The 24,618-nt window shown below is 43.4% G+C and carries 33 protein-coding genes, 2 tRNA genes and 1 pseudogene; 12 read left to right on the forward strand and 24 right to left on the reverse strand.

Annotated elements, in window-relative coordinates; translation table 11 throughout:
* From F6K51_RS26935 to F6K51_RS26945, 3 genes are all read right to left on the reverse strand, one after another.
* Positions 1 to 631, reverse strand: a 631-nt coding sequence (locus F6K51_RS26935; protein ID WP_365940248.1) for a dynamin family protein, incomplete at its 3' end; no start/stop codon positions are given.
* A gap of 267 nt (positions 632 to 898) precedes the next feature.
* The gene (locus F6K51_RS26940) at positions 899 to 2,965 is read right to left on the reverse strand and encodes a dynamin family protein (protein ID WP_365940250.1); all 2,067 of its coding nucleotides are present in this window, start codon (positions 2,963 to 2,965) and stop codon (positions 899 to 901) included.
* A 273-nt stretch (positions 2,966 to 3,238) separates the two neighbouring features.
* Complete coding sequence (locus tag F6K51_RS26945) at positions 3,239 to 3,559, reverse strand: hypothetical protein (protein WP_293025917.1); 321 nt, start codon at positions 3,557 to 3,559, stop codon at positions 3,239 to 3,241.
* A gap of 153 nt (positions 3,560 to 3,712) precedes the next feature.
* Here F6K51_RS26945 and F6K51_RS26950 point away from each other — a divergent pair, with 153 nt between their 5' ends.
* Positions 3,713 to 3,889: a hypothetical protein gene (locus F6K51_RS26950; RefSeq protein ID WP_293025918.1), complete on the forward strand. Its 177-nt coding sequence runs from the start codon at positions 3,713 to 3,715 to the stop codon at positions 3,887 to 3,889.
* Positions 3,890 to 4,100: 211 nt separating this feature from the next.
* Positions 4,101 to 5,015 carry a 16S rRNA (cytosine(1402)-N(4))-methyltransferase RsmH gene (gene rsmH, locus F6K51_RS26955; protein ID WP_293025919.1) on the forward strand — a complete coding sequence of 305 codons (915 nt, stop codon included), beginning with the start codon at positions 4,101 to 4,103 and terminating at the stop codon, positions 5,013 to 5,015.
* A gap of 13 nt (positions 5,016 to 5,028) precedes the next feature.
* Here rsmH and F6K51_RS26960 read toward each other — a convergent pair whose 3' ends face one another.
* Positions 5,029 to 5,331, reverse strand: a complete 303-nt coding sequence (locus F6K51_RS26960) for a hypothetical protein (protein WP_070393038.1) — start codon at positions 5,329 to 5,331, stop codon at positions 5,029 to 5,031.
* A 62-nt stretch (positions 5,332 to 5,393) separates the two neighbouring features.
* Positions 5,394 to 5,537, reverse strand: coding sequence for a hypothetical protein (locus F6K51_RS26965; protein WP_293025920.1), 144 nt, complete (start codon positions 5,535 to 5,537; stop codon positions 5,394 to 5,396).
* A 197-nt stretch (positions 5,538 to 5,734) separates the two neighbouring features.
* On the opposite strand from F6K51_RS26965, the gene F6K51_RS26970 reads away from it, so the two are divergent.
* Entirely contained in the window at positions 5,735 to 7,063 is a 1,329-nt protein-coding gene (locus F6K51_RS26970; protein ID WP_293025921.1) for an AAA family ATPase, read from the forward strand.
* 115 nt (positions 7,064 to 7,178) lie between these two features.
* Positions 7,179 to 8,936, forward strand: a complete 1,758-nt coding sequence (locus F6K51_RS26975; RefSeq protein ID WP_293025922.1) for a tetratricopeptide repeat protein — start codon at positions 7,179 to 7,181, stop codon at positions 8,934 to 8,936.
* A 149-nt stretch (positions 8,937 to 9,085) separates the two neighbouring features.
* On the opposite strand, the gene F6K51_RS26980 is transcribed toward F6K51_RS26975, so the two are convergent.
* From F6K51_RS26980 to F6K51_RS26990, 3 genes are read right to left on the reverse strand one after another with little or no spacing between them, the layout of a single operon-like run.
* Positions 9,086 to 9,322: a hypothetical protein gene (locus F6K51_RS26980; RefSeq protein ID WP_293025924.1), complete on the reverse strand. Its 237-nt coding sequence runs from the start codon at positions 9,320 to 9,322 to the stop codon at positions 9,086 to 9,088.
* Positions 9,323 to 9,368: 46 nt separating this feature from the next.
* Positions 9,369 to 9,536, reverse strand: a complete 168-nt coding sequence (locus F6K51_RS26985) for a hypothetical protein (RefSeq protein ID WP_293025926.1) — start codon at positions 9,534 to 9,536, stop codon at positions 9,369 to 9,371.
* A 24-nt stretch (positions 9,537 to 9,560) separates the two neighbouring features.
* Positions 9,561 to 9,794, reverse strand: a complete 234-nt coding sequence (locus tag F6K51_RS26990) for a hypothetical protein (protein WP_293025928.1) — start codon at positions 9,792 to 9,794, stop codon at positions 9,561 to 9,563.
* Between the two features lie 791 nt (positions 9,795 to 10,585).
* Between F6K51_RS26990 and F6K51_RS26995 the strand changes: the two genes are divergently transcribed.
* The gene (locus tag F6K51_RS26995; protein WP_293025930.1) at positions 10,586 to 11,047 is read left to right on the forward strand and encodes a pentapeptide repeat-containing protein; all 462 of its coding nucleotides are present in this window, start codon (positions 10,586 to 10,588) and stop codon (positions 11,045 to 11,047) included.
* 7 nt (positions 11,048 to 11,054) lie between these two features.
* A complete protein-coding gene (locus F6K51_RS27000; RefSeq protein ID WP_293025966.1) occupies positions 11,055 to 11,732 on the forward strand; it encodes a molybdenum cofactor guanylyltransferase in 678 nt (225 codons plus the stop codon).
* A 191-nt stretch (positions 11,733 to 11,923) separates the two neighbouring features.
* On the opposite strand, the gene F6K51_RS27005 is transcribed toward F6K51_RS27000, so the two are convergent.
* Positions 11,924 to 11,996, reverse strand: a tRNA-Thr gene (locus tag F6K51_RS27005).
* A gap of 311 nt (positions 11,997 to 12,307) precedes the next feature.
* Here F6K51_RS27005 and F6K51_RS27010 point away from each other — a divergent pair.
* Complete coding sequence (locus F6K51_RS27010; RefSeq protein ID WP_083373549.1) at positions 12,308 to 12,472, forward strand: ribbon-helix-helix protein, CopG family; 165 nt, start codon at positions 12,308 to 12,310, stop codon at positions 12,470 to 12,472.
* On the opposite strand, the gene F6K51_RS27015 is transcribed toward F6K51_RS27010, so the two are convergent.
* The 4 genes from F6K51_RS27015 to F6K51_RS27030 form a co-directional block, all read right to left on the reverse strand.
* Positions 12,469 to 12,612, reverse strand: coding sequence for a hypothetical protein (locus F6K51_RS27015; RefSeq protein WP_293025935.1), 144 nt, complete (start codon positions 12,610 to 12,612; stop codon positions 12,469 to 12,471). The genes F6K51_RS27010 and F6K51_RS27015 overlap by 4 nt on opposite strands.
* A 135-nt stretch (positions 12,613 to 12,747) precedes the next feature.
* Positions 12,748 to 12,885, reverse strand: a complete 138-nt coding sequence (locus F6K51_RS27020) for a hypothetical protein (RefSeq protein ID WP_293025937.1) — start codon at positions 12,883 to 12,885, stop codon at positions 12,748 to 12,750.
* A 93-nt stretch (positions 12,886 to 12,978) separates the two neighbouring features.
* Positions 12,979 to 13,275 carry a Dabb family protein gene (locus F6K51_RS27025; RefSeq protein WP_293025939.1) on the reverse strand — a complete coding sequence of 99 codons (297 nt, stop codon included), beginning with the start codon at positions 13,273 to 13,275 and terminating at the stop codon, positions 12,979 to 12,981.
* A gap of 155 nt (positions 13,276 to 13,430) precedes the next feature.
* Complete coding sequence (locus F6K51_RS27030; protein WP_293025941.1) at positions 13,431 to 15,023, reverse strand: Na+/H+ antiporter; 1,593 nt, start codon at positions 15,021 to 15,023, stop codon at positions 13,431 to 13,433.
* Positions 15,024 to 15,119: 96 nt separating this feature from the next.
* Between F6K51_RS27030 and F6K51_RS27035 the strand changes: the two genes are divergently transcribed.
* Together F6K51_RS27035 and F6K51_RS27040 are read left to right on the forward strand one after the other, a co-directional pair.
* Positions 15,120 to 16,814: a SpoIIE family protein phosphatase gene (locus F6K51_RS27035; protein WP_293025968.1), complete on the forward strand. Its 1,695-nt coding sequence runs from the start codon at positions 15,120 to 15,122 to the stop codon at positions 16,812 to 16,814.
* A 3-nt stretch (positions 16,815 to 16,817) separates the two neighbouring features.
* Positions 16,818 to 17,234, forward strand: coding sequence for an anti-sigma regulatory factor (locus F6K51_RS27040; RefSeq protein ID WP_293025943.1), 417 nt, complete (start codon positions 16,818 to 16,820; stop codon positions 17,232 to 17,234).
* A gap of 204 nt (positions 17,235 to 17,438) precedes the next feature.
* Here F6K51_RS27040 and F6K51_RS27045 read toward each other — a convergent pair whose 3' ends face one another.
* The 3 genes from F6K51_RS27045 to F6K51_RS27055 form a co-directional block, all read right to left on the reverse strand.
* Positions 17,439 to 17,561 carry a hypothetical protein gene (locus F6K51_RS27045; protein WP_293025945.1) on the reverse strand — a complete coding sequence of 41 codons (123 nt, stop codon included), beginning with the start codon at positions 17,559 to 17,561 and terminating at the stop codon, positions 17,439 to 17,441.
* Positions 17,562 to 17,861: 300 nt separating this feature from the next.
* Entirely contained in the window at positions 17,862 to 18,080 is a 219-nt protein-coding gene (locus F6K51_RS27050) for a hypothetical protein (protein WP_293025947.1), read from the reverse strand.
* 223 nt (positions 18,081 to 18,303) lie between these two features.
* Positions 18,304 to 18,435 carry a hypothetical protein gene (locus F6K51_RS27055; RefSeq protein ID WP_293025949.1) on the reverse strand — a complete coding sequence of 44 codons (132 nt, stop codon included), beginning with the start codon at positions 18,433 to 18,435 and terminating at the stop codon, positions 18,304 to 18,306.
* A gap of 174 nt (positions 18,436 to 18,609) precedes the next feature.
* Here F6K51_RS27055 and F6K51_RS27060 point away from each other — a divergent pair, with 174 nt between their 5' ends.
* Both F6K51_RS27060 and F6K51_RS27065 read left to right on the forward strand, forming a co-directional pair.
* Positions 18,610 to 18,972: a DUF29 domain-containing protein gene (locus tag F6K51_RS27060; RefSeq protein ID WP_293025951.1), complete on the forward strand. Its 363-nt coding sequence runs from the start codon at positions 18,610 to 18,612 to the stop codon at positions 18,970 to 18,972.
* A 2-nt stretch (positions 18,973 to 18,974) separates the two neighbouring features.
* Positions 18,975 to 19,091, forward strand: a complete 117-nt coding sequence (locus F6K51_RS27065; protein ID WP_293025970.1) for a hypothetical protein — start codon at positions 18,975 to 18,977, stop codon at positions 19,089 to 19,091.
* Here the strand turns inward: F6K51_RS27065 and F6K51_RS27070 are convergent.
* The 8 genes from F6K51_RS27070 to F6K51_RS27105 all read right to left on the reverse strand — a co-directional run bounded on the left by F6K51_RS27070 (position 19,088) and on the right by F6K51_RS27105 (position 23,244).
* Complete coding sequence (locus tag F6K51_RS27070; RefSeq protein WP_293025953.1) at positions 19,088 to 19,258, reverse strand: hypothetical protein; 171 nt, start codon at positions 19,256 to 19,258, stop codon at positions 19,088 to 19,090. The two genes, F6K51_RS27065 and F6K51_RS27070, sit on opposite strands and share 4 nt — an antisense overlap.
* Before the next feature lie 115 nt (positions 19,259 to 19,373).
* A complete protein-coding gene (locus F6K51_RS27075) occupies positions 19,374 to 19,868 on the reverse strand; it encodes a PIN domain-containing protein (RefSeq protein ID WP_293025955.1) in 495 nt (164 codons plus the stop codon).
* The gene (locus F6K51_RS27080; RefSeq protein WP_293025956.1) at positions 19,838 to 21,205 is read right to left on the reverse strand and encodes a HigA family addiction module antitoxin; all 1,368 of its coding nucleotides are present in this window, start codon (positions 21,203 to 21,205) and stop codon (positions 19,838 to 19,840) included. The genes F6K51_RS27075 and F6K51_RS27080 overlap by 31 nt, the downstream gene beginning before the upstream one ends.
* Positions 21,198 to 21,419, reverse strand: a complete 222-nt coding sequence (locus F6K51_RS27085) for a hypothetical protein (RefSeq protein ID WP_293025958.1) — start codon at positions 21,417 to 21,419, stop codon at positions 21,198 to 21,200. The genes F6K51_RS27080 and F6K51_RS27085 overlap by 8 nt, the downstream gene beginning before the upstream one ends.
* A gap of 310 nt (positions 21,420 to 21,729) precedes the next feature.
* Positions 21,730 to 21,803 (reverse strand) — tRNA-Pro (locus F6K51_RS27090).
* A 48-nt stretch (positions 21,804 to 21,851) separates the two neighbouring features.
* Positions 21,852 to 22,217 carry a DUF1818 family protein gene (locus tag F6K51_RS27095; protein WP_293025960.1) on the reverse strand — a complete coding sequence of 122 codons (366 nt, stop codon included), beginning with the start codon at positions 22,215 to 22,217 and terminating at the stop codon, positions 21,852 to 21,854.
* A gap of 30 nt (positions 22,218 to 22,247) precedes the next feature.
* Complete coding sequence (locus F6K51_RS27100; RefSeq protein ID WP_293025962.1) at positions 22,248 to 22,931, reverse strand: hypothetical protein; 684 nt, start codon at positions 22,929 to 22,931, stop codon at positions 22,248 to 22,250.
* Positions 22,932 to 23,016: 85 nt separating this feature from the next.
* Positions 23,017 to 23,244 carry a DNA-directed RNA polymerase subunit omega gene (locus F6K51_RS27105; RefSeq protein ID WP_334220033.1) on the reverse strand — a complete coding sequence of 76 codons (228 nt, stop codon included), beginning with the start codon at positions 23,242 to 23,244 and terminating at the stop codon, positions 23,017 to 23,019.
* Between the two features lie 1,142 nt (positions 23,245 to 24,386).
* Here F6K51_RS27105 and F6K51_RS27110 point away from each other — a divergent pair.
* Positions 24,387 to 24,618, forward strand: a pseudogene (locus tag F6K51_RS27110) (G-D-S-L family lipolytic protein); the annotation flags it as partial.

Here is a 24,618-nt window from a genome sequence, read left to right on the forward strand (position 1 = left end):
CATGACTAACATTCGGAAACGCTAGCTTCTTCTGTTGTTCAAGTCGCTTTGCTTCAGCTGGATCGATGGTATAGCGATGCTTAAAGGATTTAAAATCAATTTCTTCTGGTGGTGTATCATCATTAAAGTACACTGTCACCTTCTTTTGATCACCATAGCGTAAAACTGTCAATAAAGCTGTGCAAGGATTGACATCACTGGGCAGTAAATTCTCACCAATTAAAGCATTGAGAAATGTACTTTTTCCCCGCTTCATATCCCCTAACACTAGTAGTCGGAATCGCCCCTGCTGTAAATTTTTACTAGCTTTAGAGATATCTTCAATATCTCTATCCAAGCCTAATTTACCAGAATTTTGCTCCCCTGCGGATTCCGATTGTTCCAGTATATTACTGATTTGATTTAAATAACTAGCTATTTCACCACGCACCGTGGCAACTCGATCGAGATCATGGAGAAAATTTGTGGTTTCGATTTTAGTACTCATAGTTCTAGTATTTCTATTTGAGATGTCAAGATAGGAGTGATACAAAAAGGGAACAGGGAACAGGGAACAGGGAACAGGGAACAGGGAACAGGGAACAGTAGTCAAGAGATGCGAGTAGTTTTTGGTGTTATGCTCAATTAGCATTCGTTTTTTAGAAATGCTATAGTTTGATCTTAGCTAATTAATGGTTTCAACACTTTATACTCCCTACTCCCTAGGGGAGCATGTAAGTTTTTTTTAATCCCTGATTTAGATCCCCCTAAATCCCCCTTAATAAGGGGGACTTTTTAATCTAAAGGGGGACTTTTTAATCTAATTCCCCCCTTTTTTAAGGGGGGTTAGGGGGGATCTATATACCTAATTATAAAGGTGATCTACTCCCTACTCCCTACTCCCTAATCCCTTCAATGCTTACATTGGAGCTGCTAGCAAGTAGCCATAAACGGATTCAATACCATGAACCTTAGACAACACCTCAGCATCCAAACTTCTCAGACGCTTTAACTCAGTCTCGCGATTCACTTGATTAGACTCTTTTTGCTCTACCAAATTATCCAACTCAGCCTTCCGGGATTTAATGTCATCATTTAATCGTTTAATCACCTGCCGTTCATAATCATCAAAACACTCGTTGACCGCATCATGAATTGATTGCCATTGCTCCTCAGCCAACTGGGGCAAATATTTCACCAACTCTTTCTTAGTAGCTTGAATTAATTGTTTGCGAGCTTGATCCGCTTGGAAAGCACCAACCCCTAGACCCATCAGACCCACACCTATTGGTCCTATAAATGGTGTTGTTGTAAAAATCAATAAAAAGGCAGTAATTCCCCACACGGCTAACCAATTGACCAGAATATTTTTCCAATCAAAGCCAGCACCAGCTAGAAACACACCAGCAACATTACCTGAAGCCAAGGATAAAAATCCCATCGCCCAACTGGCCCAGGCTGGTGAAGTGTCTGCTGAATCCATAGTGGTATTGGCGTAAACTTTTTTCCCAATCAACTTTTCAGTCATTTTATCGGCTATCTTACCATAGATGGCACCATAATTAGCGGCACTCCTAGCTAGTTCTAAAAACGCTTCACTTATGTCTCGCTCAGCGGTGACTTCCCAAGCCGATATCTTTTCGTTAATGTACCGTTCAAAGGCTCGCTTAAATGCTGCATTAAACTCATCCCGTTTCCCCTGTTGCAGGAAATCCAGAAAGCCTAAATCTGGCTGATAGCGGACAAAGTCCGATTCAAAGGTATTGCCTAAATTTAAAATATAGTCCCGAAAGGAATTAGCGACAGCTTTTGCTGTACGGTTACGGGTAATTCGGATTTCTTCCTGAAATTGATCACGAATTTCCGTCAGTTTCTCAAATTCCGGTGCGACTTCGTTAATCTGCTGTTTCAACTGATTAACATCCTGATCCAACAATGGAATCCGCCGTTCAATTGCTTCATGGACATGGTTATAGACTTGCTGAGCTAGGATTTTAGCTTGGCGCATTTCTGCGATCGCACGTTCTTTGGTTAAAAATGAATTAAGTGCTGCCATCAATTCAGGAAATCCCGTTCCTTCAAGAGAATCCTCGGAATTTTTAACCCGCCGACGCAAGGCCATCAATGAATAAATTTCAAAGACTCGTTTCTGATAAGCCTGTGCTTCTACCTGAAAATAATCCATCAGGTTAGCTTGAAAGACTTGACGGACTTTTTCCTCAGCTGCTGCCAGTTCTTCGGAGTCTTCTGGGTCAATCAATCCCTTACGAATCTCATCCCAAGCGTTGATTAAAAAGAAAACTGTTAATCCCCGACCTTTAAGATAATTTTCGATATAACGACGTTCTTCTAGAGTACAGGGCTGAGTTGCTTTGAGGACAAACAGGATAGCGTGACAATTATTAATGTAACTGAGGGATAACTCATTGCGCGCTTCCGTATCATTCAGTCCTGGACTATCTACAATTTCAATCCCTTTTTCTAGCAACGGTAAGGGATATTGCACCACGGCATGACTAACATTGGGAAACGCTAGCTTCTCCTCTTGTTGTAGTCGCTTGGCTTGATCTGGGTCGATGGTATAGCGATGCTTAAAACTTTCTAAATCAATTTCTTGGGGTAGTGTCTCATCATTAAAGTACACTGTAACTTTCTTTTGAGCACCATAGCGTAAAACTGTCAGCAAAGCTGTACAAGGATTGACATCACTGGGCAGTAAGTTCTCACCAATTAAGGCATTGAGGAATGTACTTTTTCCCCGCTTCATATCCCCTAACACTAGTAGTCGGAATCGCCCCTGCTGTAAATTTTTACTGACTTTATAGATATCTTCAATATCTCTCTCTAAGCCTAATTTACCGGAATTATGCTCCCCTGCGGATTCCGATTGCTCAAGAGTTTTATTGATTTGATTTAAATTACTGGCGATTTCAGCACGAACTCTGGCAACGCGATCGAGATCATGGATAAAATTTGTGGTTTCCATTTTAGTACTCATATTTATTTTTATCTTATCTAATTAATGGTTTCAAAGGGAACAGGTAACAGGGAGTAGGGAGTAGGGAGTAGGGAGTAGGGAGTAGGGAGTAGGGAACAGGGAACAGGGAACAAAAATTATCACAATTAATTTATACTCCCTAGAATATACTTTATAAGTATTTATTATAAAATTTTATGATATTCTGGAATTAGTTACTGTTTAAATATTTTAGGATTGGGAATTGATTCATTTAACTTTATTGCCTTTTGGTTTTGTTATTCAATTGTCATCTTTCCAGAAAATTTCGTACCCTAACCAGGCAATTCCTCCAACTATCATGACTAGGGCAAGCCAATAAGCGACTCTAATGGTGACAACAACGGCAATGACAACGGCTAAGAATTTACCGAATCTAGCTAGCTTTCTGCCCCACTTTTTTAGTTTACCTTCAGGTTTTTCATGCTTCTGGGTTTGATGCACTTGTGGTTCCTGTTGATAAATTTCCGTTTCCATTTCCCGGAGTCGAAGGTCTCGCTCCCGTTGCTGGAGTTCTCGTTCTCGAAGCTCAAGGTCTTTAGCTTTTTCTTCTTTGGAATTCATCGGGTTTTCCTGAGTTGACTGAAAATTTCCTGGTTGACTGACAAATCTAGTCTGATGCTTCTGTCATGGCTTGACAGTACCCAAAGGGGTACCTTTATAATGAGTCATTAGCTACTATAGCAATTTTAAATTGATTCAATATAGCTCATAAGTATGATCAAGCCTATAGTTTTTACTATAGCGCTACGCGCAAGTCAGAAGTCAGAAGTCAGAAGTCAGAAGTCAGAAGTCAGAAGTCAGAAGTCAGAAGTCAGAAGTCAGAAGTCAGAAGTCAGAAGTCAGAAGTCAGAAGTCAGAAGTCAGAAGTCAGAAGTCAGAAGTAACCTATGACTAAGTTTGCTGAGTTTAGGAATGTCAAACATCTGAATGGGTAGTGCTATAAAACCTCCTTTCCATATAGTGCTGAGTAAGACTTGTGACTGTTCACAACTAGAGAGGTTACAGTTGATAGGTTACAGTAATAGAGTTCCCGGAGAATCTGGTCTGATGAACAGCAGGATGTCTAATATCCTCAGGACTTACTTAGAATTGCTTGAATTACATGGAAAATGAACCATTACAGGCAAATACAACACCCTTTTTCCATTTGTCCGTATTGAGTCAGGAATTAATTGAGGGACTAGCGATCTGTCCGGGTGGTCATTACTTAGATGCCACTGTGGGTGGTGGTGGACACACTGAGTTAATTTTAGCAGCAGCACCGGATGTGGAGGTTACAGCTATTGACCGGGATGCTAATGCGATCGCAGCCGCCAAGACCAGGTTAGCCAGTTATAGCGGAAGAGTTAATTTCTGGCATGGAAATTTTGCAGAATATCAGGCTAATGATAGGATATTTGATGGTATTATTGCGGATTTAGGCGTCAGTTCAGCTCAGCTAGATTTAGCAGAGCGAGGCTTTAGTTTTCGCCATGCTGCTCAGTTAGATATGCGGATGGACCAGAGCCAGTCTCTGACGGCAAAGGATATTATTAATAATTGGGGTGAGGTACGGCTAGCGGATGTTTTTTATAAGTATGGGGAAGAACGGTTATCCCGGCGGATGGCACGGCGGATTGTAGAGAAGCGTCCGTTTCAGACAACCACTGAATTAGCCAATGCGATCGCATCTTGTGTTCCCCCGAAATACCGCTATGGCAGAATTCACCCAGCGACTCGGGTGTTTCAAGCCCTACGGATTGTCGTCAACCAGGAACTTGATAGCCTCGAAACCTTCCTCGACATTGCCCCCCATTGGCTGAAACCAGGAGGAAGACTTGGAATTATCAGTTTTCACAGCTTGGAAGACCGGATTGTTAAGCACAAATTCCGGGAGTTGTCAAAGAATTGCTCACTATTGCGAGTGCTAAGCAAAAAGCCAACTGTAGCACAAGCTGAAGAAATCCAGCTTAACCCTCGTGCTCGTTCAGCAAAACTCAGATTCGCAGAGCGACGAGACTTGAGCATTCAAGAGTGATCCACTCAGCCCTCTAGTCTCGGGATGGGGCAGGTGCTAACAGTCCAGCCAAGGAACCCAAAGAACCAGTGCCAATCCCCACCAGGATATCAGGAACATCCTTACCCGCCACAGCCAGTCCGATGGCACCTGTAACAGTTACCAGCATGGTACCGCCCAAGGCACTGACCACAATCCGGTAAATCCAACGGTCTGTTTCTAGAGGTGGACCAAGCCTACGGATGGTTTCCACTGGGTCTCTCTTGATTTCTTCCGCAAGTTCTGGATCTTTAGATACCCGTTCTACTAGTTCATTCATTGATTTAACTGGTTTCATGATAGTGAGCTTTTTGTGAATCTAAAACTTAATACAGCTTGATTGGTCTCATTTCCTGATGTTTAGGGATTAGACTTCGCGGCAGTTGTGGGGAATCGGGCATCGGGAATCGGGAATCGGGAATCGGGAATTGGGAATCGGGAATCGGGGAGAAGAATTGAGGCAAACAGTATGATAGAAGCGATCCAGCGACCTAGTGTTGTCACCCGATTACACCATCTTTGAACTCTCTCCAGTTAAACTACTACTGATACTAAAGATCTGGCACGAGTACAAAAAAACTTAATAACGGACGTGATAACAATCAATTTCAGTACTGAAAGCGTCAAATCTTATCACTACTCCCTACTCCCTACTCCCTACTCCCTACTCCCTATTCCCTATTCCCTACTCCCTTCCCTCTATGACTGATTTACTGGAAAACCTCTACAATGCCTTTGATCCCTCCCAACCGTTACCGGCAGGAGACCCGGTTTATGTCGATTGTCGGGAAGTGCGGGGGGATGGAGAGATCCAAGTAGATTTAGGGAAAGAGATGTTGCTTTCTAAGCGAGAGACCTATCATTTATATGGAGGTCATCGGGGGGCAGGAAAATCTACAGAATTGTTCCGATTGAAGCAATATTTGGAACAAAATAACTTCTATGTGGTGTATTTTGCCGCAGATGAAGAAGATGTGGACTCCGAAGATACTCAATATACCGATATTCTGCTCGCCTGTACTCGCCATTTGCTCGAAGACCTCAAGGACAGTGCTAATCCCAAGCCGTTGCTGAACTGGCTGGAAAGCCGCTGGCAAGAGTTGAAAGATTTGGCCTTGACTGAATTAGCATTTGATGGACTAAGTGTAGAAGCAAAAATTTCTCAGTATGGCAAGCTAACGGCTAATTTAAGAGCTGTACCAACCTTGCGTCAACAGATTCGACAGAAAATTAATCCCCACACGGTTACTCTCCTAAAGGCTTTGAATCAGTTTATTACAGAAGCCAAACAGAACTTACCAGCTGGATGTACTAAATTAGCAGTGATTGCGGATAATTTAGACCGGATTGTCCCAGTTATCCAAGAGAGTAACCAAACTAATCATGAAGAAATTTTTTTAGACCGTAGTGAACAATTAACGGGATTAAAGTGCCATATTATCTACACAGTTCCGATTTCAATGCTGTACTCCAAGCGAGCTAATGATTTGCGAGAAATCTATGGTGATGCCCAGGTGTTACCGATGATTATGGTACGAACTAAAGAGGGTAACCTCTATCAGCCTGGATTCAATAAAGTTAAAGAAGTGATTAGCAAGCGAGTCGGTCAATTTGCTCCCACTCGCTCCCTAGAAACTGACATATTTGAAAGTCCAGAAGCCTTAGAGCGCTTGTGTCTTATGAGTGGAGGTCATGTGCGGAATTTGCTATTATTAATCCAAACCGCCATTGCTCGCACCGAAACCTTACCCATTTCCCTCAGAGCAGTGCAACGATCCATTACTGATGCACGAGATACCTATCGCCGAACGGTTCAGGATGGACAATGGTCGGTTTTAGCTGATGTTTACCGCTCCAAGCAGATACACAATAATGACCAGTATCGTCAGTTATTATTTAATCGCTGTTTGTTAGAGTATCAATACTTTGATGATGAAGGAGAAAGACAGTGTTGGTACGATGTTCATCCCCTGATTAAAGGGATTCGGGAATTTAAAGACGCCTATGCTCAACTAGACTCACAGCAGTAAGGTAGCCAAAAGGCAGGTGAGTGCATCTGTGTATCTGGCGTTGCTGAATCAAGGAATGAATGCGCGATCATCTGGTTTTGTTAAAGCCCCCTAAATCCCCCAATTTTGGGGGACTTTGAGAGTTTTATCACTCCCAAAATTTGGCACAATCATACCCAAAATCAACAAGGGCACCTATCTCCCTATCTCCCTATCTCCCCACACTCTTCCCACTACTCCCTGCTCCGAAGTCCCTGCTCCGAAGTCCCTACTCCCTACTCCCTACTCCCTACTCCCTACTCCCTTACAACCAATGCTAAACCTTATAGATGCGGACGAGGATTTACCGCCAGCGAGTCCAGAAGAACAATACCAAGACTTACTCCGTGCCCTCCGAAGGCGCAGAGGTTTCGGATTATTATTTGTCCGTTGTTCTCCCGTAGAAGCAGAGAAGTTGGTTAAGCAGGTTAAGCAGGATTTATCTCAGAAAACAATAGAGATGTTGCGCTTCGAGGAACCGATTGATAATTTATACGGCATTGTTCAGGATATCCCCGACCGCAAGCAGATCAATTTTTTATTCATCCAAGGTCTAGAATATTCGTTTTATAAGTATGAAGAGACGAAACGTCAGCAGGGATGGGATAGCGAAGCAATTTATTCCTATAGTTGGAAAGGGGTTCCTCATATTTTAAATCATCTCAACCAACACAGAGAACGGTTTCGAGATGATTTTAAGATTTGTTTTGTATTTCTATTACGGCCATTTGTGCTGAATTACTTTATCCACCGTGCTCCCGACTTTTTTGACTGGCGTTCTGGTTTGTTTGACTTTCCTAGCAAATCAGAGGAGTGTCAACAAGAAGACTGTCAGCATCAGTCTTTGAATCCTGAAGAACGAAGTAAAGAAATTATCGCTATTCAAGAACGCCTGGAAGCAGAGCATCACACTCCTGAAGAGCAAGCCGATTTACTAGTTGAACTAGGAATGCTACTGGTTGCTGCCCAAGAGTATGAAGACGCGATCGCTAACTTTGACAAAGCTTTGGAAATTAAACCGGATGATCACCAAGCTTGGTACAGCCGGGGGGTTGCCCTATCGATATTAGGACGTTTGGAAGCAGGGATTGATTCCTTTGACCAAGCTGTCAAAATTAAACCCGATCACCACAAAGCTTGCTACAACCGGGGGATTGCCCTATTGGATTTAGGAAAAAACGAAGCAGCGATTGCATCCTATGACCAAGCTTTAAAAATTAAACATGATGACCACGAAGCTTGGTACAACCGGGGGAATGCTTTACAGAAATTAGGACAAAATAAAGCAGCGATTAAATCCTTTGATAAAGCTGTGAAAATTAAACATGATTACCACAAAGCTTGGAATAAACGGGGGATTGCTCTATCGGATTTAGGACGAAAAAAAGCAGCCATTAAATCCTTTGATAAAGCTTTGAAAATTAAACCCGATTACCACCTAGCTTGGTACAACCGGGGAGTTAACCTACAGAAATTAGGACAAAATGAAGCAGCGATTGAGTCCTATGATAAAGCTTTGAAAATTAAACCCGATTACCACGTAGCTTGGTATAACCGGGGGGTTACCTTATTGGCATTAGGACGAAATGAAGCAGCGATTAAATCCTATGATAAAGCTTTGAAAATTAAACCCGATTTTTACCAAGCTTGGAACAACCGGGGGATTGCCTTATGGAAATTAGGACAAAATGAAGCAGCGATTAAATCCTATGATAAAGCTTTGAAAATTAAACCCGATTTTTACCAAGCTTGGAACAACCGAGGGATTGCCCTACCGAAATTAGGAAGAAAGGAAGCAGCGATTGAGTCCTATGACCAAGCTGTGAAACTTAAACCCGATCACCACCAAGCTTGATACAACAAAGCCTGCTTTTATGCCTTACAAGGAAATATAGACTTAGCCCTTGATAACTTGCAACAGGCAATTACTCTCAATCCTGAAGAATATCGAGAGATGGCAAAAACTGACTCAGATTTTGACAGCATTCGCTCAGATCAGCGATTTCAGGGGTTGATTGATATCAAGTCGGGAGTCGGGAGTCCGGAGTCCGGAGTCCGGAGTCGGGAGTCGGGAGTCGGGAGTCGGAAGTAGGGAATCAGGAATAGGGAAAAATTATGTGTCTTAACCTTTACTTCGACTGCTATCAATAGACTTCTTGCAGAAGTCGGGAACAGGGAACAGGGAACAGGGAACAGTGGACAAGAATTGACGCAAACACTATTAGAAAAACACTTTTGCAAGAGGTCTAATTGAGGAAAAGACTATTGCTCCTGTGAAACACCACAATTACATCGCCATTATCAAATCCCTATTACCAATTAACAACTCTAACAATGGGTGTAGAGGAAGAATTGCTAATACCAATATTAAACTATACTCTTGCTCCCCATCTCCCCATCTCCCTATCTCCCTATCTCCCCATCTCCCCATCTCCCCATCTCCCCATCTCCCCACACTCGCCACGCCCAGCTCTATCGCTTATTCCAATTGCCGTTCCGAGGGTGTTGTGGTGTCCAGCAACCGTTCAAAGGTACCAGAATTGACGATCAAATACAACAATCCAGCAAACACTAGAAGAGCTAGAAGCATGGAACAACCGCGCATATCCTTCTCCTCCTTTAATTGATGAGCACTATCAGCATTCCACAAGGTTGTTACTTTAGCGGACAGGCAATTACCGTCAAAGCAACAACCCTGCGGGGTTGAAAGCAACAGAGTTAAATAGGTTTAAACCTAATATTTTCCGCTACTGAATTAATTGTAATTAATTATGGTCATCAAATACCATTTTTGTATCAATTTTTCATTAACTGTGTAACGAAGTGTGAAAACCTATCGTCAGCTATCAGCTATCAGCTATCAGCGTCGAAGTCTGTGCCAAGCTGTTCGCCTAGCGTGCGCGTAGCACATATGCTTACATCTCAGTTCCCTGGCCTTTTGGCCTTTTGGCCACGCTACGCGAACGGCCACGCTACGCGAATGCCCAAGAGAGGAATTCATAGTCTTTGGCTTTGAGTCCGTTGAACTCGTCAGCCGAATAGCTTGTTTTAAGCTGACAGCTAACAGCTGACAGCTGACGGCTTACCTAAATACTTTGCCAAGAGGTATATTAGATAACAGATTTACCGTCTTAGTCACAGGATTTTTCACAAATCGATTATGATTGCTATATTAGCGGTTTCACAAAATACTTAATTTTAATAATTTATTAATTAAATCTTTACATTATGGTAATTGGTGAAACCAGATAGGGCTAGAAAAGATAGTGTAACTAGTTAATCACTAAATAGTTAAAAATTCAATTGACAACATATAGTATAAAAAATCAGCAAGATGTCGTAAAAATTAGCAATTTTGAAAAGATAGGCTCGTTTTTAATTAAAATTTGAGTTAATTTAACTCGGCAATAAATCTAAGTGATAAACCAAAGCCGTTGATGGCATCAGGGTGCTGAGCATTTCATAGTTGTATTACTGTATTTCAGAGTGTATTTCGAGTAGTAAATGGAATTCCTTGAACTAATGAAGGGTGTTTCTCTAGAGCCAACTGACAATTCACTTAGAATTGACCTGAAGGATGCCAACTTAAGGGGTGCTGACCTCAGGGGTGCTGACTTAAGGGGTGCTGACCTCAGGGGTGCTGACCTAAGTGATGCCAATCTTAACGGTGCCCTGCTCAACGGAGCTGATTTGAGTCGTGCCTACCTCAGATGTGCGGATCTCAGTGATGCCAACCTGAGTAATGCCAACTTGATGGGTAGTTACCTCAGTCGTGCTGACCTCAGTCATGCTAACCTAGGTGGTGCCAACTTGAGTAATGCCAACCTAATTGGTAGTCGAGTAGACAGTACTCAGTTTGGAGATAACTTCGGAATTTCTAAGGATATCAAGGATGACCTAAAGCGACGAGGGGCAATCTTTGAGGAGTCTCCCAGTCTACGTTCTGGAATTCTTGTCTGTTCCTGACCAAGCCATGGGCAGTGCTATACCAAATACTAATTACGACTTAGCCCTCTCAGGGATTGTCCTTGCAGGAGGGCAAAGTTCTCGTATGGGTAGGGATAAAGCCTTGATTCCGGTCGAGGGTGTCCCCTTACTGCGCAGAGTGTGTGATGTTGCCCTCAGCTGTATTGCTCAAGTCTCTGGTCAAGTCTCTGGTCAAGTCTATATCGTCACTCCCTGGCCAGAACGATACGTGGATATCTTACCTGAGACTTGTCGTGTCGTTCGGGAAGTGCCGTTACCAGAAGAGACCACACCTCATGGTCCTTTGGTAGGATTTGCTCAAGGATTAGCTCATGTTGAAACAGATTGGGTACTGTTACTGGCTTGTGATTTACCCCAATTAAAAGCAGAGGTTGTGCAAGGTTGGCTCAAGCAGTTGGAGCAGACTCGGGAAAATGCGATTGACCAAAGGTCACGCTACGCGAACGCACTATTGCCACGAAATCCCAAGGGCTGGGAACCCCTGTGCGGTTTTTACCGACGCGAGTGTCTACCGAGCCTCACTGAGTTTATCAATCAAGGGGGACGGTCATTTCAGCGTTGGTTGGCCCAGCATCCAGTACAGGAGTTGCTAGTCAGTGACACTAGGCTATTTTTTAACTGCAATACCCCTGGTGACCTAGAACAGTTGGAAATACAGAATTAAGGGGTGCTGATAACGCCCGAAGTTACTAGAAATTCCTAGTTGTTTTATAGCAATTCTGATTTGGGTGAGGTACAGAGTCCTGGGTTTTAGGGAGCAGGGAGCAGGGAGTAGGGAGCAGGTAAGAGGGAATAGGTAAAAAAATCTGTTTACCTCATAGCTATCACAAACGCCACACATAACTATTTTTGATAAGCTGGTGACAGGATTCGAACCCGCGACCAGCTGATTACAAATCAGCTGCTCTACCAACTGAGCTACACCAGCAATCTTTTTAACTATAACACTAAGTATAACACTTGTCAAAGCTTCCCGTCTGATCATCCATCACCCCTCATCTCCCCATCTCCCCATCTCCCCATCTCCCCACACTTCCCACACTTCCCACCCTCCCTGCGCCCGGCTCCCTTAATTATGGGTATTCAACCAGACTTGATATTAGGGGGAAAGCTACCTATCGATTGGGTGTGCAGAAAGCTTTCCATTACAATTTATGGAATAACATATAGTTTCTTTTTATTTGTGTTAATTTATGTTTATTTGGGTAAAAACCTAGAGTAAAAATTATTGTTAATCATATGGCTAAAGTAACCGTAACCCTCTATATGGAAGAAAAAGACAAAGAAGCGCTTCAACGATTGGCAGATGCCGAGGAGCGCTCCTTGTCCCAAATGGCAGTACTAATTCTCAAACGAGCGATTAAAAAAGCTCAGCAGGCAGGAGACATACCACCCAAAGACTAATAACTGATGGGTTGACAAGCTACCTTGTTAGCCTTAATGGGTGTAGGGTGTAGGGTGTAGGGTTTAGGGTTTAGGGTGTAGGGTGTAGGGAAAACTTTTTTTGGAACTAAGGCAATCATTGTCTTAATGCACTTGCTCATGGGGATTTCCCTCAAGACCGTAATGGTGCGTTTTCCGTAGGCGAATTAAATTCGCCACGGGTCGCACCTCTGCATCGCTTCTGGATTTATGTGTACAGCTACCCGGTCACCCCACACCTCACAGGGGTAGGTTTTTTACATTTGGGTCGGGAGTCGGGAATCGGGAGTCGGGAATCGGGAGTCGGGAATCGGGAAAAGCGGGAAATGGGGAGAATTATCCCGGAAACTATTGTGTATTTTGATACATATTTTGAGGAATTTATACGTAATCAAAGTACCTACTCGCCCCTTTCTAAAAAACCTACCCTTATGAGTCACCCCACACCCGGTCACCCCCTCAGTTCCTGTGCTCTATCCTTGAGGCTACTAAACTTCGTAATCCACTGCGATGATGTCTCCTAGGATAGGTTTGATATACTTCTCGATTACTGCCTGGTGGACTGGGTGATCGGCATAGGTACTCAGAGCGTCGCAATCGAGAAGTTGCACTCTCAAAGCATGCTGAAATCCCTGAGACCTGAGGGGGGAAAAGTTCTCTCCACAGGAAAGTTCTACAATCCCAGGAATTTGGTCTTTCAGGGCCAGGATTCCATTTATAGCCAATGCGATCGCATCCGGTGAAGCGTCTTCTTTCCACTTGAACAAAACAATATGCTCGATCATCTTTACTAACAAGTTGCTAAATTCCCATTACCACAGGCCAGGTGCTAAACACAAAAACAATTACTGTACTTAGAGCCAGCAAGCCTTCAATTAAATTGCCAATTAGCGACCCTCTCGCCCCAAACTGTTCTAAATTACCTTTAATCATTCCACAATTAGCTCACACCCTCAATATCAATGGTTTTCTGATCTGCCTCAATAAGTACCTGCTGCATAATGGGCGAAAGGTTTTCATTGAGCCGTCCAGAACGAATAAATTCGGCGTAGGTATCGGCTTCAATATCTAACATGGTTTCTTGAAGTTGCTCAAGGTCAAGGGTTTGGAGTTGAGGGTTGTTACTCCGTAACTCCTCAATTTCATCGTTAATCGTTGTCAGTTGGGTATCGATAAGTTTGGTTTGATAGCGCCACAGGTCGGAATCGATTTCTGTGGTCTTTAAGCCCTCCTCAAGATAATTTCTGACCCGATTCAGGGCGATGCGACGGGCAAGAACTTCCGAATATTGCTGACGTAGGGGTTGGTCACCAATTAAATTTAACTTTTCGAGAAACCATCGGGTGGTTAACCCCTGGACTAGCAGGGTAAACAGTACCACGCCAAACACAGTTTCGATAATATCTTGCCGTCCTTCTAACACAACTGGCACACTTAAGGCCAGAGCAATGGAAACCGAACCTCGCAAGCCACCCCACCATAGGACAGTTTGTTCCCGCCAACCAATTTGAGAGTTGACCAAGATATTGCTGAATGCGCCCAAACCATAAATTGCGATCGCTCTCGTCAGTAGTACAGCCAAGATAGTAACCGCAATTAAGTGGATATTTTGGCCTAAACTAGCTATCTTTATTTGATCACCAATCAGTAGAAAGACAATCGAGTTCACAAAAAAGGCTAAAAAGTCCCAAAACTCAGACACAATCAACCGGGTACGGGGGTTCATACCAATCCGGGAGCCAAAATTGCCCAAGATCACCCCAACGGTGACTACCCCAATCACACCGGATCCCCCTAGTTCCTCCACAATTAAATAAGTGCCATAAGCAGAAACCAAGGTCAGGGATTGCTCCACCAGGGGTAAATCAAAGCGTTGGGTGGCGTAGGAAATCCCAAAACCAATGATGCAACCGATGCCAATCCCAATCCCCACAAACCCTAAGAAACGGGCAACACTAGTGGCAATGGAAAATTCTTCTAGTCCTAGGGGTAGTCCGACTAATAAACTAAAAGCAACCACTGCTACCCCATCATTAAATAGGCTTTCCCCCTCCATCAGAGTTTTCAGCCGTTTATCCGCACCCAATTCCCGAAATAGAGCAATAACCGAAACTGGGTCAGTTGCAGAAAGACTAGCTCCAACCAATAAAGCAATGGTCAGGGGTAGTCCTGTCAGCTGATTGATAGCAAAGGCAATGCCAACTACGGAAATAATTACCCCAGCGATCGCAAATAGACTCACCGGTACCAAATCCCGTCGTAAGTCCCGCCAGCGGATATTCCAAGCGGCTTCAAAGAGTAGGGGGGGTAGGAAAATTTCCAGAATCAGTTCTGGTGATAAGTTAACCAGTCGGACATCCACAAAAGCCAACCCTAACCCGACAATTACCAGTAATAGGGTGTAAGGAATTTTACGGAACCAGGAAAAAATCCTAGATAGGGTTGCCACACTCAAAGACACCGACAGCACTAGGAGAAACTGTTCAAGGTTTTGCTTAATGACGACTTCGCCAACAGTGGACTCTAGGGACATACAGAAACTCCAAGCTAAACTCAAAGGGGAAAGCCTCCTGCCCGTGGGTAAAATCACAGGAGTTTTCGGTTTTCCCCTTACCAAGCAAAATTAGTGATGAGTCAGGGAAATCAAGACAAACTCAAATTGATGGTAGTAGACGATGAGTCTGACAACTTAGATCTACTTTACAGAACCTTCCGCCGAAAATTTCAAGTTTTCAGAGCTAATGATGCCATAACCGCCTTAGATATTTTGGACACCGAAGGAGAGATGGCGATTATTATCTCAGATCAGCGCCTAGGGGGAATGAATGGAACAGAATTCTTAAGCAGGACAGTAGAGCGTTTTCCAGATACAATTCGCATCCTGTTGACTGCCTACACAGATATAGAAGATTTGGTGGCAGCAATTAACTCAGGTCAGGTCTATAAGTACATCACAAAGCCTTGGCAGGGTGAGGAACTAAAAGCAGTGGTGCGACAAGCTGCGGAAACTTACCAAGTGCTAAAAAAAAGAACCAGGGAACTTTCTCGGGCCTTACGACGGGAAGAATTGTTCAATATGGTGACAACGGCAATTCGAGAATCCCTAGATTATAGTAGTCTACTGCAAAAGGTAGTGACCACCATGGGTCAAGCCTTTGATGCTACCGGTTGTATCCTGCGACCGGTAGAGTTCAACCAACTCACACCAGAATGTTTCACCTACAAGGTTTCTGGGGATGGCAATACACCTCATATCCCTAATCCTGATTTGATGATACAACAGGTATTAGATAAACCCGAGACTAAGTCGTGGCCAGAAACAAGGGATGGTCAGAATTCGGTGCATTTGATCGTTCCCCTACCGGACCAACAACAGATCTTAGGGGTGTTGTGTCTCTACCAGCAAGGGAGTGAAGGGTCTTGGAATAAAGAAGATATCCAGCTGATAGAAGCCGTTGCTAAACAAGCAGCGTTAGCGATTTCTCAGGCAAAACTACTCCAACGCACCCAGTTACAGGCTCAGCAGATGCGGGATGAACTAGATGTAGCTCGCCAGATTCAGAATAATTTGCTGCGTCAGAGTTGGCCAGAGATGGAACAGGTGAGAGTGCAAGCTCACTGCACCCCAGCGCGACAGATTGGTGGGGATTTTTTTGAAGTCTATGTTCATCCCCAAGGAGATATATGGCTAGCAGTGGGAGATGTGTCCGGTAAAGGGGTACCTGCTGCCTTACTTATGACCAGTGCCATGTCGATGTTACGACGGGAACTTGCTCAAGAAACATCACCAGACCCAAAAACAGTGATCCAAAATCTTAACCACATCATGTCAGATGACCTCTATCATACCAACTGTTTTATTACCCTGGTCTTGGCTCGTTATACCCCTGACAAGCAACAGTTGGTTTACGCTAATGCTGGTCATACCTATCCTATGGTTTGGTCTGATCACCAAGTAGTCCAACAACACTCAGAGTCAAAAACTCCAGAGCCGACTTACCTTCAGGCTAGGGGTATTCCCTTAGGAATTTTGCCAATTTGGCAGGCGGAATCAGGACATTTAAGATTAAATTCAGGTAGCATCCTGCTACTAACAAGTGATGGAATTACGGAAGCAACCCTGAATCCAGTGAATCCAGTGACAGGTTCTTCATCCGATGGGTCAACCAGCACCAGTTCTAGGCTTGAGTCATCCGGTCTTTGGGAGCTTCTGCTTCAGGAGCCTGCTCCCTTTGACCTGAGTCATTTATTAGCTCGGATTCGAGAGCGTACCAACCCGATTCAGGAAGACGACCAAACCCTAGTATCTCTGGAGGTATTGTAGTGGATGAAAACAGAACTACAGATACCGAGTGACCTCAAGTTTTTGAGCATTGTCGAAAACTGGTTTATGGGGATTTTGCAGGTTGAACTCGGAAATCGTGTTGATTGGCCTAGTCTATCCAATCGTTTGCGATTGGTGTTAGTGGAAGCTTACTCTAACGTAGTTCGTCATGCTCATCGCGATCAACCGAATTTACCGATCTTGATTCGCCTAGAACTCAAAGAACGGGATATTGCTCTGGAGATTTGGGACTATGGTCAAGGATTTGACCCATCCTCTTATAAACCACCGAATCCAGGTGATTTACAGGAAAACGGCTATGGCTGGCTAATTATCCATCGACTAATGGATCGGGTGGAGTATCGCTTACAGGTCAATGGTCGGAATTGCCTGGAGTTGCAAGTCAGCTTAGCCAAGTAGCCCAGTAGCAGGAAAGCTATTTTGGGCATTGCTAAATTCAAAAGGTAATTGTTAATGTAAGCTATCAGCGTGTCGCGTATCAGCTAATGCGCTACTTGAGGTTCTACTTGAGGTGCTTATATCATGTGAGGCTAATTATAGCAACTGAAATATAGTTTAGGACATAGTATTTTGGTTTAAAGGGAGCTTCAACAGCTGGGAGCTTCAACAGCTGGGAGCTTCAACAGCTGGGAGCTCCAACAGCTGGGAAAAGAAATATGTCCTAAGCTTTACTTCGACTGCTATACCCTTAATAAAAATCTCCCCCATCTCCCCCATCTCCCTCATCTCCCCATCTCCCGTTGGGGGAGGGTTTCTGGAGATGATGTAATTACATATAGTGGCGCAACCCGATCGGCAAAATACTCAATATCATCCATTAATTGAGGGTTATTAGCTACTAACTCGTGAATTAAATTTTGTGTCTGAACTTCATTAAGGCGATCTAAAATTTACTCTAAACTAGGACGCTGTTCAACTAGTTCTGGTTTATGCAAGCATACTAATAATGTTAATATGTTGGCAGTAGCCTCCATAATCCTAGAACTACAATAACCTGTGTCTAATTCCTCTTCCTCAAAACCAATATTAATAGGTGCGCTTTCCGCATCTAATTATTAAATTCGCCACGGGTCGCACCTCTTGATAAGGGCGAATATCACTACCTTCAACGTCTGCTGTAATTAATTTCCCCCGTTGAACTACTCTTATAACATGGCCATCGTGATAATAAGCTTTTCCTCTTTGCCAAGATTGGCTACTGGTATAAGAACGAATAATTTCCTGGCTAATTTCTGGAATAGACATTGCTCTGTACCCTGGTATGTATGCTTTTTATCGTAAGCATTCAGCTCAAAGCTCAAAGCTGAGAGCTTTGAGCTTTGAGCTTTTAAATAAAACAAGTAAGCATTCGTTTAATCTTTGTTACGTAAGCTGAACGCGCACGCGTGAGCTTTTAGCTCACGGCTGACGGCTGAATGCTGACGGCTGAATGCTTACGCAGTTATCAATTGGATAAGGTAATTTCCTGCTAGGGAGTAGGGAGTAGGGAGTAGGGAGTAGGGAAGTCAGAAGAGGAAACTACTGAGATTAACTCAATTATACAGGTGATGTGGCGGCGCTTATTGGGAAGAGGGAAAGGAACACAGGCCGCATCTGACAAACTATTAGGATAGTGCGATGTACTTTACGGTAAATCTTGATGAGATTTACATGATCCTGTGTTGGGTTTAACTATCGTTTCACCCAAAATACAACTTTAATGGTATAATAATACTACTTTGAAATCGGTTCATTTATTGTTGGTATAAAGCCTAATTTTAACTGATAAAAAACTATGTATGAACAAGATTTTAACCGTTGGCGAGAAATCCTCGTTGAACAAATAAAAGCCAGAAATTTATCGGCAATTGATTGGGATAATTTGCTGCTTGAGTTAGAGGACATGGGAAAGGCTGAAAAGCGAGCCTTCATTAGCAATTTAACCATCTTGATTGCCCATTTACTCAAAATAATGGTTCAAACTGACGCTGCTGAGTCCATGAAAGGAAGTTGGTATAGTTCAGTCACAGAACATCGGTTTCGTATCCAAAAAGATTTACAAGACAGTCCTTCATTTAAACGTTATTTAGAAGAAGCGATTAGCCCAAAGGGCTACGCTACGCGATCGCTAAAGCTTATCAAGATGCTCGAAGGTTAGCTATAAAAGAAGGTAAAAAAGCCAGCTTTGGCATTCGTAAGCCCAACCCTGAAGACTATCCCAATCAATGTCCTTTTACAATTGAACAGCTATTAGATGAAGACTTTTATGGAGATTAATTTAAAATGCGTTCGCGTAGCGTAGCCCTTTGGGCTAATCGCTTCTCCAAAGATACCAACCCTTGTCCAATTTTTGAAGAACTGAGTGCGATCGCATAAGCGCGGAAGCTGAGGCCGTAGGCCACGCTTTGCGTTCGCGTAGCGTCGGCTTTGCCGAAACGCTTCATCGCACTACTCCGATTAAATTAAACAACTCCATAGCCCTTATATTCCCGAACTTCAGGAGCTTGAGGGCTACCGAACGCCACACAAGCCACCCACGTTTTAACCTCCCCTCACCCATCACAAAATATTCCCTGTCACAAAATCCTTAACTACTAACACCTGTAAATCAAAAACGCGCCGGAATTGGTCGTCATTCGTCAACAAAGCCTCACACCCGCTTCTTATCGCCGTGGCAACCTGAAACCCATCAGGCAGTTTTAAACTATATTTTGCTCGTAACTGTGCAGCTAAAATTCCAATTTTTGTTTCAATTTGTACCATCCTAATTGACTTATGACGCAGGAGAAAATCAACATAATCTTGCTGTAACTTCTGATCGCGATTCTTCAAAGGATTGACCAAACATTCAGCCAACGTCACCGGAGAAATTACTCCTTGTAACTCTCCCCCATCTAACTTATTGATTACCCCTTGTACTACATCGGCAAAAACAGCATGATTCTCTAGATAATAAATCACTGGAGAAGTATCAAGAAAAATAGTCTTAACTCCCTCTAATGCCTCATCTAATATCACTCTGTTTATCTCCAGACTTTTTCCCTTTCTGCCCATTGATCACGCTGGTTATTGACCCATTCTTGAGCATCTTGACCTTCTAACAATTTGGGTGCAATCCCTCTAAACTCTCCCAGAGATCGTTTACATTCTTTATCTAAATTGTCAGTAATATACTGAAGCAAATTTTCATAATCTGACTCATTATATTGATTTTTATCAGCATCTAATCCTGTCTGAGCACTATCCTTTGGTCCCTGATTATTAGGTTGGTATAGCTGCTGAATTAAATCAGCAGTTAATTTATGCTTTAAATCGTTCATCTGATTATAGAGTATTTTTTCTTCATGCTGCAAACGACCAACAACAATTCCAGGATGAATTCCTAACTTATCTGAAAAAGCTTTTACTTTTTCCTTAGAATGAATATAATACAATTCTTCTTCATATTCAGCAGGAATCAACCAGTCTCGCGCCTGTTCATTAGCCTCGCGCTCTTGCTCTGACTCTAGTTTTTCTCCCTGATTCCACTCATCTAGAAAAATAGCATTTTTCTCTTCTTTATCATGCAAAATAATATGAGCAGCTTCATGGAAAAAAGTAAACCAGAAACGGTCATTAGTTTTGCCATAAAGAGACATCTGAATCAGAGGTCGATGAGGATTTAACCACCTTGCTAACCCACTAACCCCCGCAGCTGGGATTTTTTCCACTAACACCCATAACACTCCAGCCTCAAAACAAAGCTGTTGAAGACGTGGTAGAAAATCTTCTGGTGGTAGTACTGTCAATTTTCTAATTTCCTGAACCGCTTTCTCAAACTTGGCGCGGTTGAATTGGGGACAATCTAACTTCTCTACTTTGATTTCACCAAGGCGCATCCAAGTTGTGATGGCACCGGTATTATCCTGTCCAGTACGAGAACGTCGAAAAGACACCGCTAGGTTACCATAACAAGCTCGCCATTGATCAGGAGAAGCCACTCCAAACAGCTGAAGCAGCTCTTGCACAACACGAGGCTTATTTCTTGAATCCAAACGACAGTCACTAATTTGTCCTGCTTTCTGCAATTCCTTTACAGGAAATTCGTCGAGCCAATCTACCCAGCTTTCAAGACGTTCAGCTTCTGCGATTTTTGCTAAAGCAGCACGATATTGAGCTTCTCGTTCGAGCCAAAACCCCTCTGTACTTCCTAATACCCGTGACAGCTTCACTGCGGTATCTTTCGTAATAGGTGCTTTACCATTAACAAGCTGACTAAGGTGTTTAGGAGTATAGCCCAAACGGTCTGCCAAAGCTGCTTGCGTCCAATCTCGTTCTTCCAGCAAATCAGCAATTGTCTCTCCTGGAGGAGAGACCCAATCCGGTTCAAAGGTATAGTTAGAATTAGTCATTATAATCTTCCACAAATAGAATACAAAGCTGATTAACTTTTGACCAATCCAAGCTTTCATCTGCCTTCAAGGGCAACGGTTCAACATCAGCTTGGAATACTAAACGAACTCGTTTATGTAGGTCGAGAGCAAATAGGTGTTTAAAATTAGAAAATTTCTGATAAAAGCTTTTGCCTAATTTATGGGACTGCACGGCATGAGGTCTTGCTGCCACTAACTCCGTGACCGCTTTGGCTGCGAATAAATCTGATCATCGCCTTTTGAGCTTTTGTGCTGCTTTTGCTCCTAATTGCTTTTGAGCTGATGATTGCTCACATAGCTTTTTCAGTTTTGGATATGCGAAACTGACATTAATACCTATACTCACACTAATAGTTTACCACATTGGTAAACTATTTCAAGATAAATAATTTTTTCCACAAGAACAGGCTAGAGAACAGGCTATGTCTGTCTATAGGCTCCGCCTCAATTCTGAACGAAGCCCCATACCATTCTCTATACCTTGACTATATATAGCCAATGAATCGGAGCGGCGGGATTTGAACCCACGACCCCCACTACCCCAAAGTGGTGCGCTACCAAGCTGCGCTACGCCCCGGAAAACCTTATTTACTATACCACACTATTCGAGATTTGAACAACCAAACTAAAATACTTTCACAGACTTAGCTGCTGCTAGCAACCCTGGAACCGCTGTTGCCACCCAGCTCCCCTCACAACAGCGTCCCTGATTCAAAATCAACCGTAGCGTATAAGCGGAAGGATAGCCCTCTACCTCCATCCATAGCCAATCGCTTTCTGCTTCGCAAGTGATTTTCTCTTCATCCATCAACTCACTTGCCATCTCACTCATAGTCTGAGCTAATTGCAGCAACAAGCGACAAAAGTCATTCAACTCCGACTCCGTTAGCTCAAATGCCCAGTCCTCACCACCCACTAAACCTTTATAGTTAGGAGCCTCAGGATCCCAACCAATACGCCAGCCTTCTCCATGTTTAACCAGACGTTCCATAAACCTGATTCTGCCCAATTCACCAACAAGTCAATTAGGTTTGAGTAACTGAGCATCTCCTGGTTGAGGTAAAGATACTCCTCTTCTAGGATTAGAGGTTGTGGCAGGTGATGTAGGATTGGAGGTTGTAGCAGGTGATGGTGTGGCAGGTGATGGTTGTGTGCTCGACTCTGGTGCCACAGTTTCACTGCGATTGGGATTGAATATGTTGACTAAAACGCTTACTAATGCATCCCGTTCGGCACGAGTTAATTGTTCTATCGCTGCAATATCCCCTTCCATGGGATTTTCGGTTAAGGTATCCCCACTGGGATACTGGGATGCGACTAGGTAATCGTACGCACCTAGATAGTCAGCCATGGTCAATTTCCAATCAAAACGGTAATTGGGCAACCGTTTTTTACCATAGACGTGATACCGAATTAAGCGGTTAACCAGGGTATTATTGGCAGCTACTTCACCGCTTTCTTTACTAATGTATTGGTTCTCTTGTGGTAAATCCGGTAAACGCTGATATACTACCTTGCTAAGCTCAGGGGGAATAAAAAACTGGGCGACAGCAGGCTGTGCTCCTAGGAGCTGGAAGACACCGGACCCTTGGTCGTGGGATTCCCACAGCAATAGTAAACCACTCGTCAAAGTGGTAAGAGCTAAACCTAGCGCTAGTTTAATTCCATTAGTCTTGTACATTGCTTCGATACGGCTATGGAACATTCCGACACAACCTTAAGATGAAACTAGGGAATGAACTACTCTTGCCCCTGACGCCCTTACCCCCTGACTCACTCAGCACTATAGCTTAGTCCGCAATAATCTCTGGCTGGGTCAATTCATCAGACATCTCAACAATTGCTCGCAGCACTGGCTTCATGGATGGCTCATCTAGACTTTCAAAATCTTCGAAGCGACGGCGCTTGGCACGGCTGGCCACTTGTACAGTGATCCGATAACGATTAGAAGCTGCACTTACTAGCTGCTCCGTCCGTTGCAGAATGTCCATTGAATCAAAGTTATAGCTTTTGTGCAGCATAAGGTTTATCAGGTTTTGCTATTTCTGGTTAAAATCAGTATCGCCCCCTCTACCCTAGCATACTTCACTCCTAAACTAGGGGTTACCCCTGATACAAGTCATAAAACTTTTCTTGAGGTTAATAATATACCATCAAAAAGTGAAAGAATTTGTGAAGTTGCGTGATTGCTACTTACATTGCTTGCTATGTATGACAATAATAAGAAAGAACAGTGAATTTGTACTATCTATACCTCATCTACTAACTATACCGAAACTATATATCTAACCAAGGCTGGGAAGTTCTACCAAACTATCCCAGCCTACTTATGTTTGACACTCTCCGCCTTGCGCATAGCGGGGATTCCTAGATCAACGAACCGCCTTAAACCGCCGAGTTCCTATCTTTGACTCTGCCAAAAATGGGACAGTACAAAACCCGCAAATCCGTTCAAGACCAAATTCCCAGTCAATTCACGACAGACCCAGAGGGCAGTTCTTCTTAGGCGTTTAAGTACTTATTGGAAGTGCCTTAAAAAGTCTGTTTCTCTTCCTTTGCTCAGGTTTCGGTGTGCCGGAGACGAAACCTTAGAAGAGTGGAGCCTTAATAAAAAAGTTTTAACCCTTTTATGCATAGCCTGTAACCCTTAAAGGCGACCCTCTGATTACGGTAACTTCTAACCCCACCGTACCTTGCTTATCGTGCATAGTGATTTTTCTGGGTTCACACGCCAACTGTTAATTGACGATTAGGTTTTTTAAGAGGACTTTCCTTACCCTCTAGGCATTACTCCTTTATGGTCAATCAGTGACGGGTCTCTCTCCCGGCTGAGCCAACGGTTTTGCCGCCTGTACCTATCTTAATTATACAACAAACTTCGTGTATAATATTAAGTTTTTTCTTGTTTCAATCAAAAGCCGTCCTAGAAGGACGGGGCTTTAAACCCAAAATTTTTGGTAAATGGGGTCTGTACATGGTATCTCTCAATAGTATCGCAGCACCGATGCGATCGCATTGATGGGCTACCTTAGGGGTCAGAGTACTTAGATTGACTCCTGTGGTAGATGTACCTTTTACATATACAAAAAATCATACCATTGCTAAGCTATCAAGAGTGTGTCGAGTTGTTAACAATTATCTGACCAAATAAATCTTGTCTATGCAAACACTTGCCGCTCCTAGCTTTGAGTCATTCCATCAGCTTCAAAGAACTCCCCTGAAGTTCGTTGTCCTCGGAGATAGTCTGATCTATGGATTTGGAGATCCAGAAGGTGGCGGCTGGGTAGAGCGACTGCGACGTCAGTGGATGTTACCCGATAGTCCTGGTCATGTACTCTACAATTTGGGAGTTCGGGGTGATGGGGTTACCCAAGTCCACAAGCGACTAGAAC

The sequence above is a fragment of the Moorena sp. SIO3I8 genome, assembly GCF_010692325.1.
GTDB lineage: Bacteria > Cyanobacteriota > Cyanobacteriia > Cyanobacteriales > Coleofasciculaceae > Moorena.